This window comes from Trueperella pecoris, assembly GCF_014926385.1.
Lineage (GTDB): Bacteria > Actinomycetota > Actinomycetes > Actinomycetales > Actinomycetaceae > Trueperella > Trueperella pecoris.
This window is the reverse complement of the sequence record NZ_CP053291.1, coordinates 1840329-1857966: the sequence shown is the minus strand read 5'-3', so window position 1 is coordinate 1857966 and position 17638 is coordinate 1840329. Positions and strand designations below refer to the sequence as shown.

The window sequence follows — 17638 nt, the reverse complement described above, 5'->3', positions numbered from 1 at the left end:
TTTTCGCATGGAATGACTACACTTTTCGACTCGATTCGTTGACCTTGCGCTTCCGCGGAGGAATTTATGCTTACCGCGTGAGGAGAGACGACGGCGTAGCCCGGTGTGCCCACGTCCTACCTGCGCTCCGGGCCTAGCGGGGCGTGCGGGCCGCGCGTGATATTCTGCCTAGGCAGGAATGCCGCTGTTTTTCGCGGTTAGCCGACGAAGCACGGCCGCCTCGGCATGGATGAGGAATAACGATGCAAGAATCGCGCCAGACTCCCAACGAGTTTGAGACGACCGACCCGCAGGTCTCCGAAAACGAATTCGCCCCCACGCGCATGGCAACCCAGATGTTGAAAAAGGAAGAGCGTGCGGCGTTGGAGCCGGTCAAGCTCAAGGCGGCTGTCTTCTTCGGCTCGGCGGTCTCGATCATCGCGATCACGCTGTGGACGATTTTCGGGGCGGAGTCGGCGGCTAGCGTACTGAGCGCGGCCACCGCGCGGATCGGCCAATGGTTTGGGTGGTTCTACATTCTGCTGGCCACCGTGATCGTCTTCTTCGTGCTCTACATTGCGATGTCGCGTTACGGCCACCTGCGCCTCGGCCCTGCCAATTCGCGGCCGGAGTTTTCCACGTTTGCCTGGGCATCGATGCTGTTCGCGGCCGGTATCGGCACGGACATCATGTTCTTCTCGGTGGCCGAGCCGGTCTCCCAATACATGGCGCCGCCACAGGTCGCACCGCAGTCGATTGAGGCTGCCGAGCAGGCCACGGTGTGGACCATCTTCCACTACGGCCTGACAGGTTGGGCGATGTATGCCTTCATGGGTATGATCCTAGGCTACTTCGCCTATCGTCACGGCAGTAGGCTTGCCGTCCGCTCCGCCCTCGAACCGATCTTCGGCAGGCGCGTCAACGGCGTTCTGGGGGAGTTGGTGGACGTTGCGGCGATCCTCGGAACAGTCTTCGGCGTGGCGACGACGCTCGGCATCGGCGTCGTGCAAATCAACGTGGGATTGGAGCTCATCTTCGGAATCAAGCAGGGCCTGCCCGCCCAGGTGGCGCTCATCGTGCTGGCGGTCTCGCTCGCCACGGTGTCGGCGGTATCCGGCGTAGCCAAGGGCATCCGCATTCTCTCCCAGCTCAACGTGATCCTGGCGATCATCACGGCGTTGTGGGTGCTGATCGGCGGGCGTACGTCGTTCCTGTTGAATGCGATCGTCATGAACGTCGGCGATCTGCTGGCCATGTTCCCCGGCATGACCCTCGACACGATGGCCTTCTCCAGCGCGGAAGATTGGAAGGGCTGGTGGACCCTGTTCTTCTGGGCGTGGTGGGTGGCCTGGGCTTCGTTCGTGGGCATGTTCCTCGCCCGCATTTCGCGCGGCCGCACGCTGCGACAGTTCATCGTCGGTTGTATGACGGTGCCGTTCCTGTACGTCGTGATGTGGATTTCTATCTTCGGCAACGCCGCGCTTGACCGTATTATTCACGACGGCGACCTGGCGTTTGCCGAGCAGACCGTCAAGGTTCCCGAGTTCGGCTTTTATTCTTTGCTTCAAGACATGCCAGGCTCAGGTGTGCTGATGCTCATCGCGACCTTCGTTGCCTTCCTCTTCTATGTCACCAGCGCCGATTCAGGGGCGCTGGTCATGGCGAACCTCTCCAGCGATCTTCCCACCCCGCGCACCGATGCCAAACCGTGGTTGCGTATGTTCTGGGCCGCCGTGACCGGGGTGCTCACGATCGGCATGCTGATCGTGGGTGGCATTCCCGCGTTGCAGTCGGCGACGGTCATTATGGGCCTTCCTTTCGCTTTCGTCATGGTGTTCGCGATGGTTGGGTTCTATAAGACGGTCTACCGTGATGTGCGGCGCCGCGAGAGCCACGCCCATTCGGAACGCAACGTGATCGCGGGCGCGGGTGCAGGCATGACGGGCGTGGAGGCCTCTTGGCAAGATCGCCTCGCGCAGGTATTCGGGCAGGTCACCCCGGGGCAGGCGAGCAGCTACATCGGGCGCGTGGTCCAGCCGGCCCTCGAGACCCTCGCGCGCGAGATGACGCAACAGGGGGCTTTCAAGGCCAAGGTCATTCGGGGCGACGACGACATCCTTGAGGACGTCGGCGCCGACACGCTGGTCTACGATCGGGTGAAGTTCATGGCGTTCGACGGCGTGGAGCAGTTCGTCTACCGCATTGTGGCAGTGGATGCCCCCGCTGTGGTCTATGGTGGACGCTTCTCCGAAGACGACGACCGGTCGGTTCGCTTGGAGGTGCACACCTCCGCGGGCGGACAAGACTACGACGTCATGGGCTATTCGGGTGAGGCGATCATCCACGACCTTCTCAACCACTTTGACCGCCACCAAGAATATCTACGTGCAGAGCAGAACGCCCAGAGGAAGGCGCGCAAGTAAGGCCGCAAGCCGGGCGGGCTCGATCCGGCCGGCGGGGCGGCGCGCGGCGTCGTTAGATGAGGCCGAAACGAACCGCCTGCATGCCAATCTGGAAACGGCTTTCGACTCCGAGGGTATCTGCGAGATGCTTGATTCGCCGTCCGATCGTGCGCTCGGAGAGTCCTAGACGCTTGGCGATGGCAGCATCCGGCAGGCCCAGCGCGAGGAGAACCAGGATGTCGTGGAGTTCGGGGGCGATCTTGTCGGTCGTCGAGGTGGGGGATCGGAATTCGAACGCGCGTTTCCACAGATCGTTGAACAGGTGGATGAGCAGGCTGATAACCTTCTGGTTGGCGATCAGGAACGCGTTGGGTTCGTTCTCCGTGGTCCACATAATGAGCGCCTCGGACTCGTCCGCCACGATCAGGCGGAAGGGAAGGCCCTCGGCGACTCGTGCCACCTCGCCGTGCGCCACCGAATCGCGCACGACCTGAAGGAAGGCCTCGGAGGCGAATTCTTGGCGGCGGTAGATCGTGTGGATAGTGACCTGCTTGTCCACGAGCGGCTCCATTGTCGGGGAGAGCGTGTGCGGATCAAGGTAGGGTGGGCGGTCAAAAATGCGCAGAATATTCGTGGCCTGCATGGTTACCAGGCCGTACCACTGGCGAATCTCGTCCGCATCCGCTGTGAACCTGAAGCCCTTGTAGGTCAGGTTTTCGATGCTGAGGAGATCGGCGAGGAGGCCGCGCGTGCGGGTGACGGATTCTTCCCGTTGCTGAAGAAGCTGCCGCATCGCGGTGGACGCGGGAAGGAGCTGGGTGCCAAACGGGGTCTGCTGCAACAGGCCCGCCCTGACTAACTCGTCCACGACGGCGGGATCCGTGGGGCGGATGTCGGTGCGCAGGCCGAGAAAGTAGGCGTCCTCAGCTTCCTGAGTAATTCCAATCTCTTTGAGAATCCGTCTTTGCGGCATCCTGCTGGCTCCTGAAGTTATCGCTGTGGAACGTCCCGGGGTGATGTGTTTGCCCAGTTAATAGAAAGGTATCGAATTATCTAATACTGCGGGTCGCCCTAGGGGCTTATTCGTGTGATCTAGCGCATCAAATGGTTTGGCCGATTTCGGCTTTGGCGGTAAGACGCCACCGGGTGGAGGTGACGCCGCCGGAACGCCCCTCTACGCTCGGATGAGTAAACATTCCAACGTATCGAAGGCCTAATGAGAAAGGTTATTCATGGGGAAAACTCGACGGAGGTATATTGCGCCGGCGATGGTTGCCATTCTGGCGCTCTTTGCCTTTTTGGTGCCTTTGCATGCGGCACAAGCGGCGCAACAGTGTGTTGGTAGCGTCAGCAACCTTCACTGGAAAAACGGTAACGATTTTGTCGATTACAGAAACGGGTTCACCAAGGTCGCTTTTGATTGGCAAGTAAGGCCTGATGCCAATCCGGGAGACACCTTTACGGTGACACTGCCTAATCAGCTCAAGCCGCACACGAGCTCGAATACTTTCGACCTGCGTGATAAGAACGGGGATGTGGTTGCGAACGCCACGTGGCAGGGCAAGCAGGTGACGTTCACGCTCACCGAGTATGCGCGAACCCACGGTCATATTGCCGGTAACGCATATTTCACGGTCATGTGGGATGAGTACCAGGTGTCTGAGGGACAGGCATACGACTTATACTTCAGGACATGTGAGGGCTCCTCAACCACGCTCAAGGGCAAGGTCCTCGAGACCGGCCCCGGCGGTCACGTTCATGGCAACGGAAAGACTGGCCACTTGACGTCGGACAATCAGCTCCGGTGGTATCTCGGTATTGCCACGGCGCAAAAGGGACCCTGGAAGACGCCCGTCAGCATCGTCGATCGCGGCGGACAGGGGTATAAGCTGAGTTGCGAAGGTGTGACAGTGGTCAACCGAGTCGTCAACGGCTCATACGTCAAGGACCACCCTATCGACGACGCCCGCTACCGCTGCAACGAAGATGCCACAGGTGGCATCCACATCGATCTGCTACCGCTTCCAGGGCCGATCTACATCAACGACGGTGAATCGCTAGTCGTGATCATGCGCGCCACGCTGCTCCCCGGATACAAGGATCTTGATGAGCTTGTCAATTCTGCAGAGCTTGTTGGTACGCCGGAAGGTGATCAGACTAAATCAGCCACGGTGAAGATTCCGGGAGCTGGTGGAAGCGCTCGTGGTGAGCAAGTTCGCTTCTCTCTTACTAAGGAAGTCGTTGGCGAGCAGGGCGCCAATACCGCCGCAGCCTACGAGTTTTCCTACAAGTGCCTGGGCGACGGCTTCGAGAAATTCGCCGCGCTGAAAGCCGGCCAAACCTCGGACGTCGTGACCACCCGATCGTCGGCCGTGTGCCAGATCCGCGAAGATAACCTGCCCGCGGGAGCCACCGTCTCCTACGAGGTTCTCAACCCTGACTCGGGTGCGAAAGTGACGGTGGAAGACGGCGTCGCGACCTTGCGATTTGCTCCGAACGCGAAGGCTGAAGTAAAGCTGCGCGCAACGAACAGGCTCGCCGACCTGAAGAAGATCTCCATCAGCGGGGAGAAGATCTGGGACGACGACGGCGACCGCGACGGCAAGCGCCCAGCGGAAATCACGATCCGTCTCCTCAAGAACAAGGCTATCCACGACACCCGGAAGGTGAAGGCCGATTCCACGGGGAGGTGGACGTTTGCGTTCGATGGGCTCGCTGAATCTGAAAACGGCAAGCCGATTGACTACACGATCGAGGAAGTGCGCGTCGATGGATACGAGGCGCCTCAGGTGCACAAGACCGGCGCCACGTTCACGGTGACGAACAAGCGTGTTCCTGAAGTCGTAGATATCCCGGTGATCAAGAAGTGGGAAGGCGATACCGGTTTCGAAGGCCGACGTCCGGCTAAGGTTGTTGTGCGCCTGCTGGCGGACGGGGAAGAAGTTGACCGCCAGCCCATTGACCAAAAGAACGGCGAATGGGCGTATACCTTCGTCGGCAAGCCGAAGTACGCCCAGGGAAAGCAGGGGCAGCCGATCCAATACAAGGTCGAAGAGGTAGACGTCCCGGCGGGCTACTCGCCTCATGCGGCCGAGCAGGGCGGGACGTGGACCATCACCAACACGTTGACGAAGCGACCGGGGTCAGTGACGTGGACCAAGGTCGATTCCGATTCAGTCGATAACAAACTCGGCGGATCCGAGTGGTTGCTCAAGGGGCCGGGCCAGTTGCCCGGCGGCACGCCCATCGTCGACTGCATTGCCGCTTCCTCCGACGCGTGTGGCGGTCCTGACAAGAATCCTGCCAAAGGCGAATTTAGGGTCGACGGACTCGATTGGGGCACCTACACCCTGACCGAGGCCCTAGCCCCCGCGGGATACATCGTTGATGACACGCCTCGCGAGTTCGTCGTCGACGGAACGGGTAACCCGGACCTGCCCATCACGCTCGGACACATCAAGAACCAGAAGGTTACCGCGCCGCTCATTCCTCTCACGGGTGGAATGAGCCGAGACGCCTACCTCTACGGAGGGGTGCTGACCATGCTGCTCGGCATGGCGCTCACCTTCGCGATTCGTCGTCGGGCATAAAGATTTTGACGCGCTGAGCGCGAGTGGAAAACCGGGGGAGACCCCGCAGAAAGGAAAAGACCACAATGGCTATGAAGACCAAGTTCGAACGCGTTGGAGCGCTCGCGGCCGCGGTGGCGATCGCGTCGCTCGGGATGGCTGGGGTTGCAAGCGCTGACCCCCAGGCTGGGTTCAATGTTCCGGATAGCGGCAAGCCCGTGAGCCTGACGCTCCACAAGCACGAGGGTGACCAGGGCGCCCAGGAGTACACCGGAAAGATCGATAAGACGACTCTTGGCAACCCGGTCGCGGGTGTGAAGTTTAAGATTCAGCAGGTCGGCACGATGGTCGGTGGCGAATGCGTTGCCCCATCGCTACAGAGTGCCGCCGGTTGGGAAGCTATCTCGAAGGCTACCATCGAGTCCGTATGTGAACCCAAGGGAGCCACCTCCGTTGAGGTTGTGACCAAGAAGGACGGCAGCACCGAGCGGCTCTCCCTTAAGCAGGGGCTTTACAAGGTGACGGAAACCGATCCCGGCACGAATCTTGTTGCTACCGCCGCCGTTCCCTTCCTCGTCGCGCTTCCGATGCCCATCGCAAAGACGAACGAGTGGGACTACGACGTCGTCGCCTACCCCAAGAACGAGCTAACAACCCCCGGCAAGATCACCAAGGAAGCGGGAGAACCCCGCAAGTTCATTCCTGGCACAGTGCTCGATTGGACCGTCAAGACCGAGCTGCCCAAGGTCCACTTTGCCTACACGGAAATCTCTTTGATCGACTCCTTGCCGGACGGCCTGAAGTTCGATGAAGTCGTCTCGGTCAAGTTCGGCGGAACACTGCTCGAGGCCGGAGATTTTGACAACGCCGCGACGATCAAGCTCAGCGAACAGGGCCTAAAGAAGGTCAACGCGCTCCTGCAGGCCGCAGACAAAGCGCTCGACGTCGTCGTCGTGCTTCGCACTGAGGTGACCAAGGACGCCAAGGGCGCCCTCGAGAACGAGGTGAGGCTCTCCCTCAACGGAAAGCCGGGCGACCCGGGCAAGGGCAAGTCCTACTGGGGTACCCTCGAGCTGACCAAGCGGGAGAAGGGCACCTCGACCGTCCTGCCGAATGCGCTGTTTTCGATTTACCTCGGAAAGTGCGAAGCTGTCGGCCAAGGGGCGAAGGTCATTGCCGAGGGTCTGAAGACCAATGCGGACGGCAAATTCACCCAGACTCTCTACGTCGGTACAAAGGAAAGCGACAAGATGGATTACTGCGTGAAGGAGACCGCCGCGCCGGCAGGCTACATCCTTGACCCCACGGGCGTGGACGTCACCCTCACCGCAACCGATGTTGCCACCGTGAAGACCGTGTCCTTTGACAATGTGAAGGTCACCGGCCCGGACCTTCCGCTCACGGGCGCCCAGGGCACCGCGTTGTTGACCGGAGCGGGTCTGCTCCTGTTCGGCCTCGGCGCAGGTGCGGTCTACGCGGCTCGTCGTCGCTCCTAAACGCCCATAGTCGCGCCTCAGCGCTCACCATGGGGGCCGCCAACTCGGCGGCCCCCTGCATGAGAGGGGATACATGCCTCGGCATCGCACCAACCACTCCATCGCCGCTCCGCGCCGCTGGATCTTTCCTAAGCTCGTAGCGTTCGGCTCATCGATCATGCTCCTCGGCGTGATGCTTGCCGTATACCCGCTCGCCGCCTCGTGGTTCTCGCAGTATCATCAATCTGCGCTGATCGCGCGCGTTGTCGACGAACAAAAGGGCCTTCCGAGTAAACAGATTGACGCTCGAATCGCCGAGGCGCGGGAATACAATCGGCTCCTCGTCGGCGGCGTCATCGTCGAGGCGAACCAGAACAAGGCCAGCGCAAACGTTGAATCCGAGGGGCGCTTCGACTACTACTCCTTGCTCAACGGCGCGTCATCAGTCATGGGGCGCCTGCGCATCGACGCCATCGACGTCGACCTGCCCATCTATCACGGCACCTCTGATGCGACGCTAGCAAAGGGCGTGGGCCACCTCCGCGGCACCGCGCTGCCCGTGGGCGGGCGCTCTCAGCGTCCCGTCCTCACCGCACATCGGGGATTGCCCGAGTCGACACTCTTCAATGACCTGGACCGGGTCGCGCTCGGCGACACGTTCATCATCGAGACTTTCGGTGAAGTTCTTACCTATCGAGTCGTTGACACCCAAGTCATCGACCCCGCCGATACCGAATCTATCTCAGTGGTCGACGGCAAGGACCTCGTCTCTCTCATCACCTGCACACCACTGGGTATCAACACCCACCGAATCCTCGTCACAGGCGAACGCATCACGCCCACACCCATCGCCGACGTCGAACGTGCGGGCAACACTCCCGACCTGCCAGGATTCCCATGGTGGGCGGTATTCATCGGCCTCGCGGTTGTCGCGTGTATGGTCGGTGTCTGGCATGCGGGGTATGCGCAGGCGCGCAAGGCCCGCGATCGCGACGCCGAAGCCTGAACCTAGCGTGTAAGAATCGATCGCGTTGCGTCCGTGCAGTGCGCAACCACGACGCCGACGTCCCGGCCCGCGTCCAGCAGCGCGAAGCCCGTTGACATCACCCCGCGAATAATTGTGGCGGTGATCTTGGCGTGCTCGGGATCGGGCGCCTCGCCCCCGGCGCACGCTTCCTGGACGAGCTCGAGCAACAGGGCATCCATCGCCGCGTGCCCGCCGCTTCCCCCCTCGATCTCCTCGCGGCGCAGGCCAACAGCTTGACTCACGAGCCATCCGTGGCTGCTGAGCGCCGCTTGAGACAGGTTTGCCTCCACGAAGACGCACGCGGCATCGATCGCGCGTGCCTGCCTCTGCTCCGCCGACTCGGCCGGCTCACCCGACTCGCCGGGCCCCGTACGCTCACCGGACGCTGTACGCTCGCCGGACGCCGTACGCTCGCCGCGCACTGGGCGGACCTGCGCGACGGCGTCGTGAACCGCCTCGATCCAGGCGGGGAAGTGGCGTGCGAGGACTGCGGCGCGCAACGAATCAATGGAGTCGATGTAGCGGTAGAGCGAGTTGCGCTTGATTCCGACGGCGTTCGCCACCGCGCCGGCAGTGAGCGGTTCGCCGGTGGCCATGATGCTTTCGGCGGCGTCGTGGATGCGGATGAGCGTTTCGTTGCGCTGGTATGCAAGTTGCTCGAAGTAGGGCTTAACCATAGGTGCCATTCTGCCACGTTTGAGATGTGAGCGCGCCCGCTTGCGACATGGTGTCGCAGGGTGTTTAATGTGAGGGTGCGACACGGTGTCGCGCCCTGTTTGAAAGGCTGCCCATGGAGCCCTCCACGTCCCGCTGGATTGTCCTCGGCGTCGTCATGTTTGGCGTATCGCTCATCGTGCTTGACTCGACCGTCGTCGCCGTCTCAATCCCCGACATCATCGCCGACCTCAGCCTGAGCCTCACCCAGGCGCAGTGGGTCACCTCCCTTTATGCCGTCATCTTCGCGGCGCTGCTCCTGACCTCGGGCACGCTCGGCGACCGCATCGGCACCAAACGCGTCTTCCTCGGGGGCCTTGGCGTCTTCGCCGTCGCCTCCCTCCTGGCCGCCATGGCCAATAGTGCCGCGCTCCTCCTCTTCGCGCGCGGCCTGCAGGGACTCGGAGGCGCGCTCGTGCTGCCCTCCACCCTCTCAACCATCAACGCCACCTTCCGTGGTAAATCCCGCGCAACCGCCTTTGGCCTGTGGGGCGCCGTCATGGCGGCCATGGCAGCCATCGGTCCGCTACTTGGCGGCTGGATCACCCAGACCTTTTCCTGGGAATGGATCTTCCTCATCAACCCGCCCATCGCAGCGATAATCTTCATCGTCGGCTTGAAGGTGCTTCCGGCCGGCACGCGCGAACACGTCGTCATCGACTGGGCCGGTTCCTTCCTCTCCGCCGCCGCCATGGGCACGCTCGTCTTCGGCCTGATCGAGGCCACCACCTTCGGCTGGATTCGGATGAAGAACGACGCCGTCGTTGGCAGCTGGCGCTGGGAGGCAGGCTGGATCTCGCCCACCCTCGTCGCGATTGTGACCGGCGTGCTGCTCCTCCTCGTGTTTATCTGGGTGCAGCTACGCCGGGCACGGGCCGGCAAAGCCGTGCTCCTTGACCTGAGCCTCTTCCGCCTCGCGACCTTCTCCAACGGCAACATCACCGCGATGATGGTCGCCGTCGGCGAATTTGGCGCACTCTTTGTGTTGCCTCTCTTCCTCATTAATGTCCAAGGCTTCGGCGCCCTTGAGGCGGGCTGGGTGCTCGCCGCGCTCGCGATCGGCGCGTTCTTCTCCGGGGCCGCCGCCCGTCATGTGGCTGGCATGATCGGGGCAGCGTGGACCGTCGTCGTCGGCCTGGTCCTCGAAGTCGTGGGCATCGCCGTGCTCGCAGCCATGCTGCACGTGGGCCTGTCCGCGCTGGTGATGGCCGGAGTCCTGGTCGTATACGGCTTGGGCGTGGGCCTCGCGTCCGCGCAGGTCGCCTCCGTCGTACTCGCGGACGTGCCGATTGACCACTCCGGAATGGGCTCGGCAACCCAGAGCACCTTCCGCCAGCTGGGGTCCTCCCTCGGCTCGGCCGTGGCCGGATCGACGCTGGCCGCGAGCCTGGCTGCTGTCCTGCCTGACAAGCTCGCTACGCTCGGGCTGCCCGAGAAGGCGGCAAGCGCGATCACCGACGTCACCGTCACCTCCGCAGGATCAGCAATTGGCCAGCTCTCGGAGAAGGCGGCTGATCCGGCGGCCATGCATGACGTGCTTGCTGAAGCGTTCACGAGCGCCACGAGCACCTCGCTGACGGCCTCCGCCATCGCGCTCGGAATCGGCCTGATCTCGGCGCTCGTGCTTGCGCAACGGGAGTGGGCCCGCGCGCGGGCATAAGCGCTGGGATAAGCGCGGGCGTAGGTGCGTCGTTGGCGGGGCCGGGGCGGCCCGGAGCTAAGCGGCCGGCCGCTATTCCGCGTAGCCGACGAGCTTGATCGTGTCGCGCAGTGCAGTCACCGAAGAGTCGAGGCGGGCCTGCTCGCGCTCGTCAAGTAGGAGCGGAAGTGCTCGTTCCACGCCGCCACGCCCAACGATCGATGGGACCGAAATCGCCACGTCGGAGGCGCCTTCGATTCCGTGGTGAATCGAAGAGACGGGCAGAACGGCCTTCTGATCTCCCAGGACGGCCTCAACGATGCGAGCGCCGGATACGCCGATGGCGTAGTTTGTGGCGCCCTTGCCCTCAATGACCTTGTAGGCGGCGTTGATGACGTCGTGCTCGATCTGATCGAGCTGCTCGGCGCTGAAGCAATTGCCGTCCTGTGTGCACGCTTCACGCAACGGTAGCTGGCCGACGGTGGCGGTGGACCACATGGCAAACTCGGAGTCGCCGTGTTCGCCGATGATCATCGAGTGCACAGAACGAGCCGAAACACCCAGGCGCTTGCCCAGGAGCCACCGCAGGCGTGAGGAGTCCAGGACCGTGCCGGATCCGAAGACGCGCCCGTCGGGCAGACCCGCGATCTTGGTTGCAACATAGGTCAGCACATCAACAGGGTTCGTCACCAGCATGAACACCGCGTTCGGTGAACGCTCAACAAGTCCTGGCAGCATCGACTCGAGGATGGAGACGTTCTTTGCCGCGAGATCAAGGCGGGTCTGGCCGGGCTTCTGTTTCGCGCCGGCGGTGATGACGACGACGTCGGAGTCAGCAGTCACGTCCTGGGATGCACCGCCGATGATGGAGGAGGATTGCATGAACTGGGTGCCGTGGGCAAGGTCGAGAACCTCGGCCTCCACCTTGGACTCGTTCACATCCTGCAGGGCAACAATTTTGGCCGAGCCGCGAATCATCGCCGCGTAGGCGAGGGCGGTTCCGACAGAACCGGCTCCAATAACGGACAGTTTCGAGGTAGAAGTAGTCATACCTCTAGTTTGCCACGCTACGACGCAGGGTGATGGAGCTTTGTCGTATTGGCGCAGAAGTCACCCTCGTCACAGCCCCGCTCACCGGCCACGGAACTTGCGCGCGATTTTGCCCAGCATCATCGTCAGCCCCGCGGCCTCCGGCATGCCCAGTGCCCGCATGAGAAAGAAGTAAACCACTGCGACGACCGGTGAGATCACGGCAATCGCCACGCCCGACAGCCACAGCGACGACGCCAACGCTCCCGTGCCCATCGTCCATACCATCGCGTAGCCGACAGCCGCACTCAGGACAGCTACCGCCACCAGCTTCGCGTGCGTACGCCACATGCGGTTGAGGTCCAGGCCGCCCAAACGGCGTCGTACCAAGAGATAGGTGACCACGCCGGAGAGGATGTTCGTCGTGGCCATCACCGTGCCGACGCCGAAAACCACCCACTGGGGAGGAAGGAAGCCGCACAACGCGAAGCCGACGATGCCGATCACCTGCCACGGCAGGCCAACCATGAACGCCGCCCGCGTATCTTCCAACGCAAAATACACGCGGTCCAAAACGGCGATGGCACTCGCCCCCGGAAGTCCGACCGCGAGCACGGCGACGACTGTCGAGATCGAGGAGATGACGTCAGGCGACGAGCCCGGCGAGAGGATGCGCGTGACCGGCACCGCCAACACGGCAAGGAGAGAGGCCGAAAGGAACATGAGCGTCGAGGTGACGCGCAACGTGTAGGAGGCCTCGGCCCGAACACGCACGAAATCCTTGTTCACCGCGGCCTGCGCCAGCTTGGTGAAGAGCGCGGTCACGATGGAGACGGTGATCACTGAGGTCGGGATCGAGTAGATCGTGTAGGCGGTGGAATAGCCGAGATTGCCCACGACGTCGTCGAGATTCATCCCCGACAGCTGGGCACGCATGGTTGCCCCGGCCGCCACGTTGGACTGCGCAATCGTGGGGAACATACCCAGCACCATCATGGCGATAATCCACAACGACGCACGGCCCGCCTGCCCCAGGCCCGAGCCACGCCACTGGAAGTCGGGGCGGAAGCGAATGCCCAGGCGGCGTAGCGGAATGAGCAAAATCCCGGCCTGCGCCGCGATGCCGAGCGTGTGGATGCCCGCCAGGAAGTGCCCGCGGGAAGAAAACCAGGTGGCGGCGTCGGACGAGGTGGCCACGTCGGAGGGCCCCCAAATCCATAGCATCATTGCCAAGCCGCCGATCGCGATGACGTTGTTGAGGGCGGGCGCCCACATGTACGGCCCAAAGTTCTCTCGGGCGTTGAGAATCTGACCGAAGATCGTGTACATGCCGTAGAAGAAAATCTGCGGCAGGCACCACAGCGCGAAAAGCACGGTGAGGCGATACCACTGCTCATCCAGCGTTGCGGCGTAAATCTTGACGATGATCGGGGCCGCCAGCGTCAACAGGATCGTGATGCCGCCGAGCGTGACCATCGACAGGGTTAGAAGTTTATTGATGAAGGCTGCTCCCGAGTCCTTCGAGGTGCGAGTGGCCTTAACGATCGCCGGGACCAAGACCGCATTGACGAGCCCACCCGCGATGATCATGTACAGCAAGGTGGGGAGTTTGTTTGCAATGTCGAAGGAATTGCCTGCTAGCGAATTGAGGCCCAGCACGGCACCCATCAGCATGGGCGAGCGTACCATTCCCAGCAAGCGTGACGTCAACGTCCCGAGCGACATAATGATGGAAGCTCTCGCCGAGCGCTGCTTCGACTGGGCGAAGGTTTCCTCGTCGGGCACGACGCCGTCGGGGCCAGTTGCGTCATCGGGTGCGGTTGCGTCGGGGCCGGTTGCGTCGGTGAGAGCCGGGACGACGGCGTCGGACGTGGGGACGGCGTCGGAAAGCTGGCGTCCGTGACGCGGCTTGTAACTGTTGAACATTGGCCCCTCAACGCTGGACGAACTAAACGCACCTATTCTAAAGCAGGCGCTCCGACAAGTGTCTGCGACACTGGGCGGCGAGGCTGTGCACGGCCATTGTTCTCCCGTAAGGTGGAAGAATGCTGATCCCTCATGATGACGAATCCCTCCTCACCGAATACGACGAATTCGTGAACTCCTCCCCACACGCCAGCCTCTTCCAAACTCGCGGCTGGGCCCACGTGAAGAATAATTGGGATGCCTACCATTTCATCCATCGCGCCGACGGCAAGATCGACGCTGCCATGCAGGTCCTCGCCATCGACGACGCCCAGATCGGCGGGCGGTTCTTCTATGCCAGCCGCGGGCCGGTCTGCGACCCGCGTGACGTCGACCTCGTGGCGGCCATGGTGCGCGAAGCGGCTGACCATGCGCGCGAGGCCGGGGGATTCCTGTTGCGGGTCGACCCGGCGGTCGCCCGCGACGACGAGCTGGAAGCCGCGTATGCCGCCAAAGGTATCACCTTCACTCGCGACCCGTATTCCTCCAGCCAGCCGCTCATGAACGTGGTCCTCGAAATCCGCGGACGCAGCGCCGACCAGATCCTCATGGACTACTCCAAAAACACCCGCAAGCACATCCGCAAAGGGGAGAAGTACGGGGTCAGCACGCGTGTGGGCACGATCGAAGACATCCCGGAGTTCTACGAGATCGTTCGCATCTCGAATGAGCATCACGGCATTTCGAGCCGTCCCATGAGTTACTTCCAGCGCATCTACGAGGCCTTCCCCGACTCGACCCGCCTGAGCTTTTCCATGTTCGAGGGCCGCTCCATCTCGACGTCACTCATGGTCATCCAAGGCAAGCAGGCGTTCGCCATGTACGGTGGGGACACCCACGAGTTCCAGAAGGGCCAGTCCTACCAGCTTGATTTCGAGGAAGTGCGCCACGCCGTCGAAGCCGGGTGCGAGACCTACGACATGGGCGGCATCCTCTCCGACGACGACGAAGACTCCCTGACCCACTTCAAGAAGAAGTTCACCGAGGACAACATCGTGTACTGGATCGGCAACATCGACGTGCCGCTCGAGGAGGACAAGTACGCCGCGTTCGTCGCGCGGACCGCGATCGGGGCGAGCCGGGAACGATAGGACCGTCGGGGCCCGGGTGCTCGGCCCGGGGTGCAGTCTTCGGCCTGGCCACCCGGGCTCCGGCCCTTTGCCCTTGCCCCATGCTCCGACCCTATTAAGCTGGTCCGCGCGGCCGGCCAGCGCGGCCTTAGTCTAGGGCCTTGAGCGTCTTCGCGAGGCGTGGCCGGATCGGCAGGTCGTAGGTGCCGACGAATTCCTCCACGTCGCCGATGAATTGGCGCTTAAAATGCAGCACCCCGGCGTCGGTGGCGGTGTCGGAGAAGTCTCCGGAGATGCCGTAGAAGTTGTACCACTGTACGCCATGGGCGGCCGCCCACTCGAACATCGCGCGGTGGATGAGGTAGATGCCGTAGTACGAGGTGAACTCGGCGTATGCGCCCGAGACTAGGTAGAGCAACTCGTTGCGAGAGCGGACGAACAGGCTGGCAGCAAGTACGACCTCATCGCCGTGGGCGGCCTGCACTGACCGGGTCTCGTCCTCGCGCCGGCCGAGAACCGCGAGGCGCTCCTGGAGTTCCTTGAGCTGATTCTTCTGCTTCTTGCCCAGTGCTTTTCCTGCTGCCTCGAGTTCGCGGGCGCGCGCGGTCAGGTCCGCCACCTTGGCCTCGATCTCGGCTCGCTCGGCACGGATCTGGGTGAGATAGTTCGTACAATGCAACACCGCGACCGGCAAAAACGCATTCTCCGGCCCGAACTGTTCGACGAGTCGTTTGTAATACGCGAGTTGCCCGGGGGATACCTCCGACATCTCGGTGCGCTCAGCCGTGTGCTCAAGCACCTTGCCGAGGATGCCGATCTGGTTGGCATCCACGAAGCGCACTTCCACACCGTTGGTTCCCCACCGGTTGAAGGCGGTGCGCACTTGCTGGCCGGTCGACTTCTGGATCGCCGGGAAGTCCATCCCCTCGATTTCCTTCATGTAGGAGTAAGTGATGGGGATATCGCCGCGGGTGACGAAATCGGCGACGACGCGGTGGCCGCCGAGTTCGGTGATCATCTGATCCAACTCGCGGGCTGAAGCGAGCTCGTGACCTGGGGTGACGTCGTCGTAGACGCGCCGGAATTCCGGGGGCGTGATGCGGGCGGAGATGACGCGCGGGTTACGCTTCGCGTGCGTCTTCAGGCCCGTGTAAAACAGGCGGCGGGCGGAGAGGGGGGCGTCGTCGGCGAAGACGGGCCCGTAAACGATGTTGATTCGGTAGAAAAGTCGCGACCACGTCTGGTAGCTCGCCAGCGCCAGACCGTAGACCTTCCCGGTGGTCTCTTCGACGACGCCGAACACCTCCACCTTCGCCCCGGATGCTTCACGCGTGCGCTTGTAGGCTGGCACCTGGGTGAACATGACGCGCTTTTGGTGGGCGATGAAGTTCTCGTAGATATCCTGTGGGATGGTTGTGAATTTCATGAGCCCACCGCATTCGTGAGTTTTGCCTGCAGTGGGCGAACCGGAATATCGTACGTTCCCACGTATTCTTCCGCGTTGCCCTTAAACTGGCGCTTGAAGTGCACGACGCCGGCGTCCGAAGCCGCGTCCGAGAAGTCGCCGGTCATGCCGAAGAAGTTATACCACCGAACGTCGTGCTGGGTGGCCCACTCGAACATCGCGCGGTGGATGAAGTAGATGCCGTAGTAGTCGTTGAATTGGGCGTACGCGCCGGAGACGAGGTAGGTCAGCTCGCCGGGGGAATGGATGAAGAACGACGCCGCCAGCACGATCTCATCCCCGTGCTCGGCTTGGACGGCCAGCGTTTCGCGTTCGCGCTTGTTGAGAACCTCGAGGCGGGAGCGGAGCTCTTTGAGCTGGTTACGCTGCTTCTTGCCCAGGACCTTGCCCTCGGCCTGCAGAGCCTGCTCACGTTCGGCGTAGTCGGCGACCTTGGCATCTATCGTTTCGCGTTCGGTGGCGATCTCGGTGAGGTAGGCGGCGGGGCGGAGCACGGCGACGGGGAAGAAGGCCTCGTCCGGCCCGAGATGCTCAGCAAGCTCACGATAGTAGTTCAGCTCCGACTGGCGAGGTGCGCCCTGGCCGGTGCGTTCGGCGGTGTGGGTGAGGATGTCGGCAAGCACGTCAATATCCTGCGGCGCGTTAAATCGCACCTCGACCCCGTTGGTTCCCCACCGGTTGAACGCGGTACGCACCTGCTGGCCCACCGACTTGGTCACCTGAGCTAGGTCCATGCCCTCAATGTCTTTGACATACACAAAGCGGGTTTGGATATCGGGGGAGTCGTTGAAATCCTTCGTCAGCCGCAGGCCACCGAGCTGGCCGATCAACGCATCGAGACGCTTTGCGCGCTCGGTTTCAGGGCCGGGCTCGACGTCGTCGTAGTGGACTCGCGTCACCATCGGAACCACGCGTACGGCCGCAACGCGCGGGGTTGCCTTCAGCCAGGTGATGAGGCCGCGATAGAAGGTCTCCTCGGCCTGTGCCGAATATTCACTGAACGTGGGGCCGAAGACCAGGTTGGCTTTGATGAAGAACTTTCGCCACGGCTGCATGACCACGGCGGCGGCTGCGATGAGGCGCTCGGGTGTTCCGTCTACGACGCCGACCAGCTCGACTTGCTGGCCCTCATCTCGGCGGGTTTTGACATAGGCGGGTAGCTGGGTGAACGACATCCGCTCGGCGTGGGCCGCAAAGCGCTCGTAGGTCGCATCGTGAAGTCTAATAAATCGCATTCTTCCTCGTTTCGTTCCCTTCGATTCTACGCGAGGGGGCCGGGGCTACTAGCAGGGGCGCGTGTGAGA

Annotated in this window: 12 protein-coding genes; 6 read left to right on the top strand and 6 right to left on the bottom strand. The window is 62.3% G+C overall.

Annotated features, from left to right (window positions below; all coding sequences use genetic code 11):
• Positions 1–242: 242 nt before the first annotated feature.
• A complete protein-coding gene (gene betT / locus HLG82_RS08530) occupies positions 243–2402 on the top strand; it encodes a choline BCCT transporter BetT (protein ID WP_246462335.1) in 2160 nt (719 codons plus the stop codon).
• A 52-nt stretch (positions 2403–2454) separates the two neighbouring features.
• Here betT and HLG82_RS08525 read toward each other — a convergent pair whose 3' ends face one another.
• Positions 2455–3354, bottom strand: a complete 900-nt coding sequence (locus tag HLG82_RS08525) for a helix-turn-helix transcriptional regulator (RefSeq protein ID WP_193326416.1) — start codon at positions 3352–3354, stop codon at positions 2455–2457.
• Positions 3355–3613: 259 nt separating this feature from the next.
• Between HLG82_RS08525 and HLG82_RS08520 the strand changes: the two genes are divergently transcribed.
• The 3 genes from HLG82_RS08520 (at position 3614) to HLG82_RS08510 (ending at position 8431) form a co-directional block, all read left to right on the top strand.
• Positions 3614–5971: a Cna B-type domain-containing protein gene (locus HLG82_RS08520; protein WP_193326415.1), complete on the top strand. Its 2358-nt coding sequence runs from the start codon at positions 3614–3616 to the stop codon at positions 5969–5971.
• 65 nt (positions 5972–6036) lie between these two features.
• A complete protein-coding gene (locus HLG82_RS08515) occupies positions 6037–7446 on the top strand; it encodes a SpaH/EbpB family LPXTG-anchored major pilin (RefSeq protein WP_193326414.1) in 1410 nt (469 codons plus the stop codon).
• A gap of 73 nt (positions 7447–7519) precedes the next feature.
• Entirely contained in the window at positions 7520–8431 is a 912-nt protein-coding gene (locus tag HLG82_RS08510) for a class C sortase (protein ID WP_193326413.1), read from the top strand.
• Positions 8432–8433: 2 nt separating this feature from the next.
• Here HLG82_RS08510 and HLG82_RS08505 read toward each other — a convergent pair whose 3' ends face one another.
• A complete protein-coding gene (locus HLG82_RS08505) occupies positions 8434–9138 on the bottom strand; it encodes a hypothetical protein (protein ID WP_193326412.1) in 705 nt (234 codons plus the stop codon).
• A gap of 104 nt (positions 9139–9242) precedes the next feature.
• On the opposite strand from HLG82_RS08505, the gene HLG82_RS08500 reads away from it, so the two are divergent.
• Complete coding sequence (locus HLG82_RS08500) at positions 9243–10826, top strand: MFS transporter (RefSeq protein ID WP_193326411.1); 1584 nt, start codon at positions 9243–9245, stop codon at positions 10824–10826.
• 72 nt (positions 10827–10898) lie between these two features.
• Here the strand turns inward: HLG82_RS08500 and HLG82_RS08495 are convergent, their stop codons facing one another.
• Both HLG82_RS08495 and murJ read right to left on the bottom strand, forming a co-directional pair.
• Entirely contained in the window at positions 10899–11855 is a 957-nt protein-coding gene (locus HLG82_RS08495) for an L-lactate dehydrogenase (protein ID WP_193326410.1), read from the bottom strand.
• A gap of 81 nt (positions 11856–11936) precedes the next feature.
• The gene (murJ, locus tag HLG82_RS08490) at positions 11937–13760 is read right to left on the bottom strand and encodes a murein biosynthesis integral membrane protein MurJ (protein ID WP_193326409.1); all 1824 of its coding nucleotides are present in this window, start codon (positions 13758–13760) and stop codon (positions 11937–11939) included.
• A 119-nt stretch (positions 13761–13879) separates the two neighbouring features.
• Here murJ and HLG82_RS08485 point away from each other — a divergent pair, with 119 nt between their 5' ends.
• Positions 13880–14890, top strand: coding sequence for a lipid II:glycine glycyltransferase FemX (locus HLG82_RS08485; RefSeq protein WP_193326408.1), 1011 nt, complete (start codon positions 13880–13882; stop codon positions 14888–14890).
• 127 nt (positions 14891–15017) lie between these two features.
• Here the strand turns inward: HLG82_RS08485 and HLG82_RS08480 are convergent, their stop codons facing one another.
• Both HLG82_RS08480 and HLG82_RS08475 read right to left on the bottom strand, forming a co-directional pair.
• Positions 15018–16295, bottom strand: coding sequence for a peptidoglycan bridge formation glycyltransferase FemA/FemB family protein (locus HLG82_RS08480; RefSeq protein WP_193326407.1), 1278 nt, complete (start codon positions 16293–16295; stop codon positions 15018–15020).
• A complete protein-coding gene (locus HLG82_RS08475) occupies positions 16292–17569 on the bottom strand; it encodes a peptidoglycan bridge formation glycyltransferase FemA/FemB family protein (protein WP_193326406.1) in 1278 nt (425 codons plus the stop codon). The genes HLG82_RS08480 and HLG82_RS08475 overlap by 4 nt, the downstream gene beginning before the upstream one ends.
• Positions 17570–17638: the final 69 nt, after the last annotated feature.

Bases quoted from the DNA above. Each gene is read 5' to 3' on its own strand.
- HLG82_RS08525 (WP_193326416.1), bottom strand. From the start codon at position 3,354: ATGCCGCAAAGACGGATTCTCAAAGAGATTGGAATTACTCAGGAAGCT.
- HLG82_RS08480 (WP_193326407.1), bottom strand. From the start codon at position 16,295: ATGAAATTCACAACCATCCCACAGGATATCTACGAGAACTTCATCGCC.
- HLG82_RS08475 (WP_193326406.1), bottom strand. From the start codon at position 17,569: ATGCGATTTATTAGACTTCACGATGCGACCTACGAGCGCTTTGCGGCC.
- HLG82_RS08520 (WP_193326415.1), top strand. From the start codon at position 3,614: ATGGGGAAAACTCGACGGAGGTATATTGCGCCGGCGATGGTTGCCATT.
- betT (WP_246462335.1), top strand. From the start codon at position 243: ATGCAAGAATCGCGCCAGACTCCCAACGAGTTTGAGACGACCGACCCG.
- HLG82_RS08485 (WP_193326408.1), top strand. From the start codon at position 13,880: ATGCTGATCCCTCATGATGACGAATCCCTCCTCACCGAATACGACGAA.
- HLG82_RS08505 (WP_193326412.1), bottom strand. From the start codon at position 9,138: ATGGCACCTATGGTTAAGCCCTACTTCGAGCAACTTGCATACCAGCGC.
- HLG82_RS08495 (WP_193326410.1), bottom strand. From the start codon at position 11,855: ATGACTACTTCTACCTCGAAACTGTCCGTTATTGGAGCCGGTTCTGTC.
- HLG82_RS08510 (WP_193326413.1), top strand. From the start codon at position 7,520: ATGCCTCGGCATCGCACCAACCACTCCATCGCCGCTCCGCGCCGCTGG.
- murJ (WP_193326409.1), bottom strand. From the start codon at position 13,760: ATGTTCAACAGTTACAAGCCGCGTCACGGACGCCAGCTTTCCGACGCC.
- HLG82_RS08515 (WP_193326414.1), top strand. From the start codon at position 6,037: ATGGCTATGAAGACCAAGTTCGAACGCGTTGGAGCGCTCGCGGCCGCG.
- HLG82_RS08500 (WP_193326411.1), top strand. From the start codon at position 9,243: ATGGAGCCCTCCACGTCCCGCTGGATTGTCCTCGGCGTCGTCATGTTT.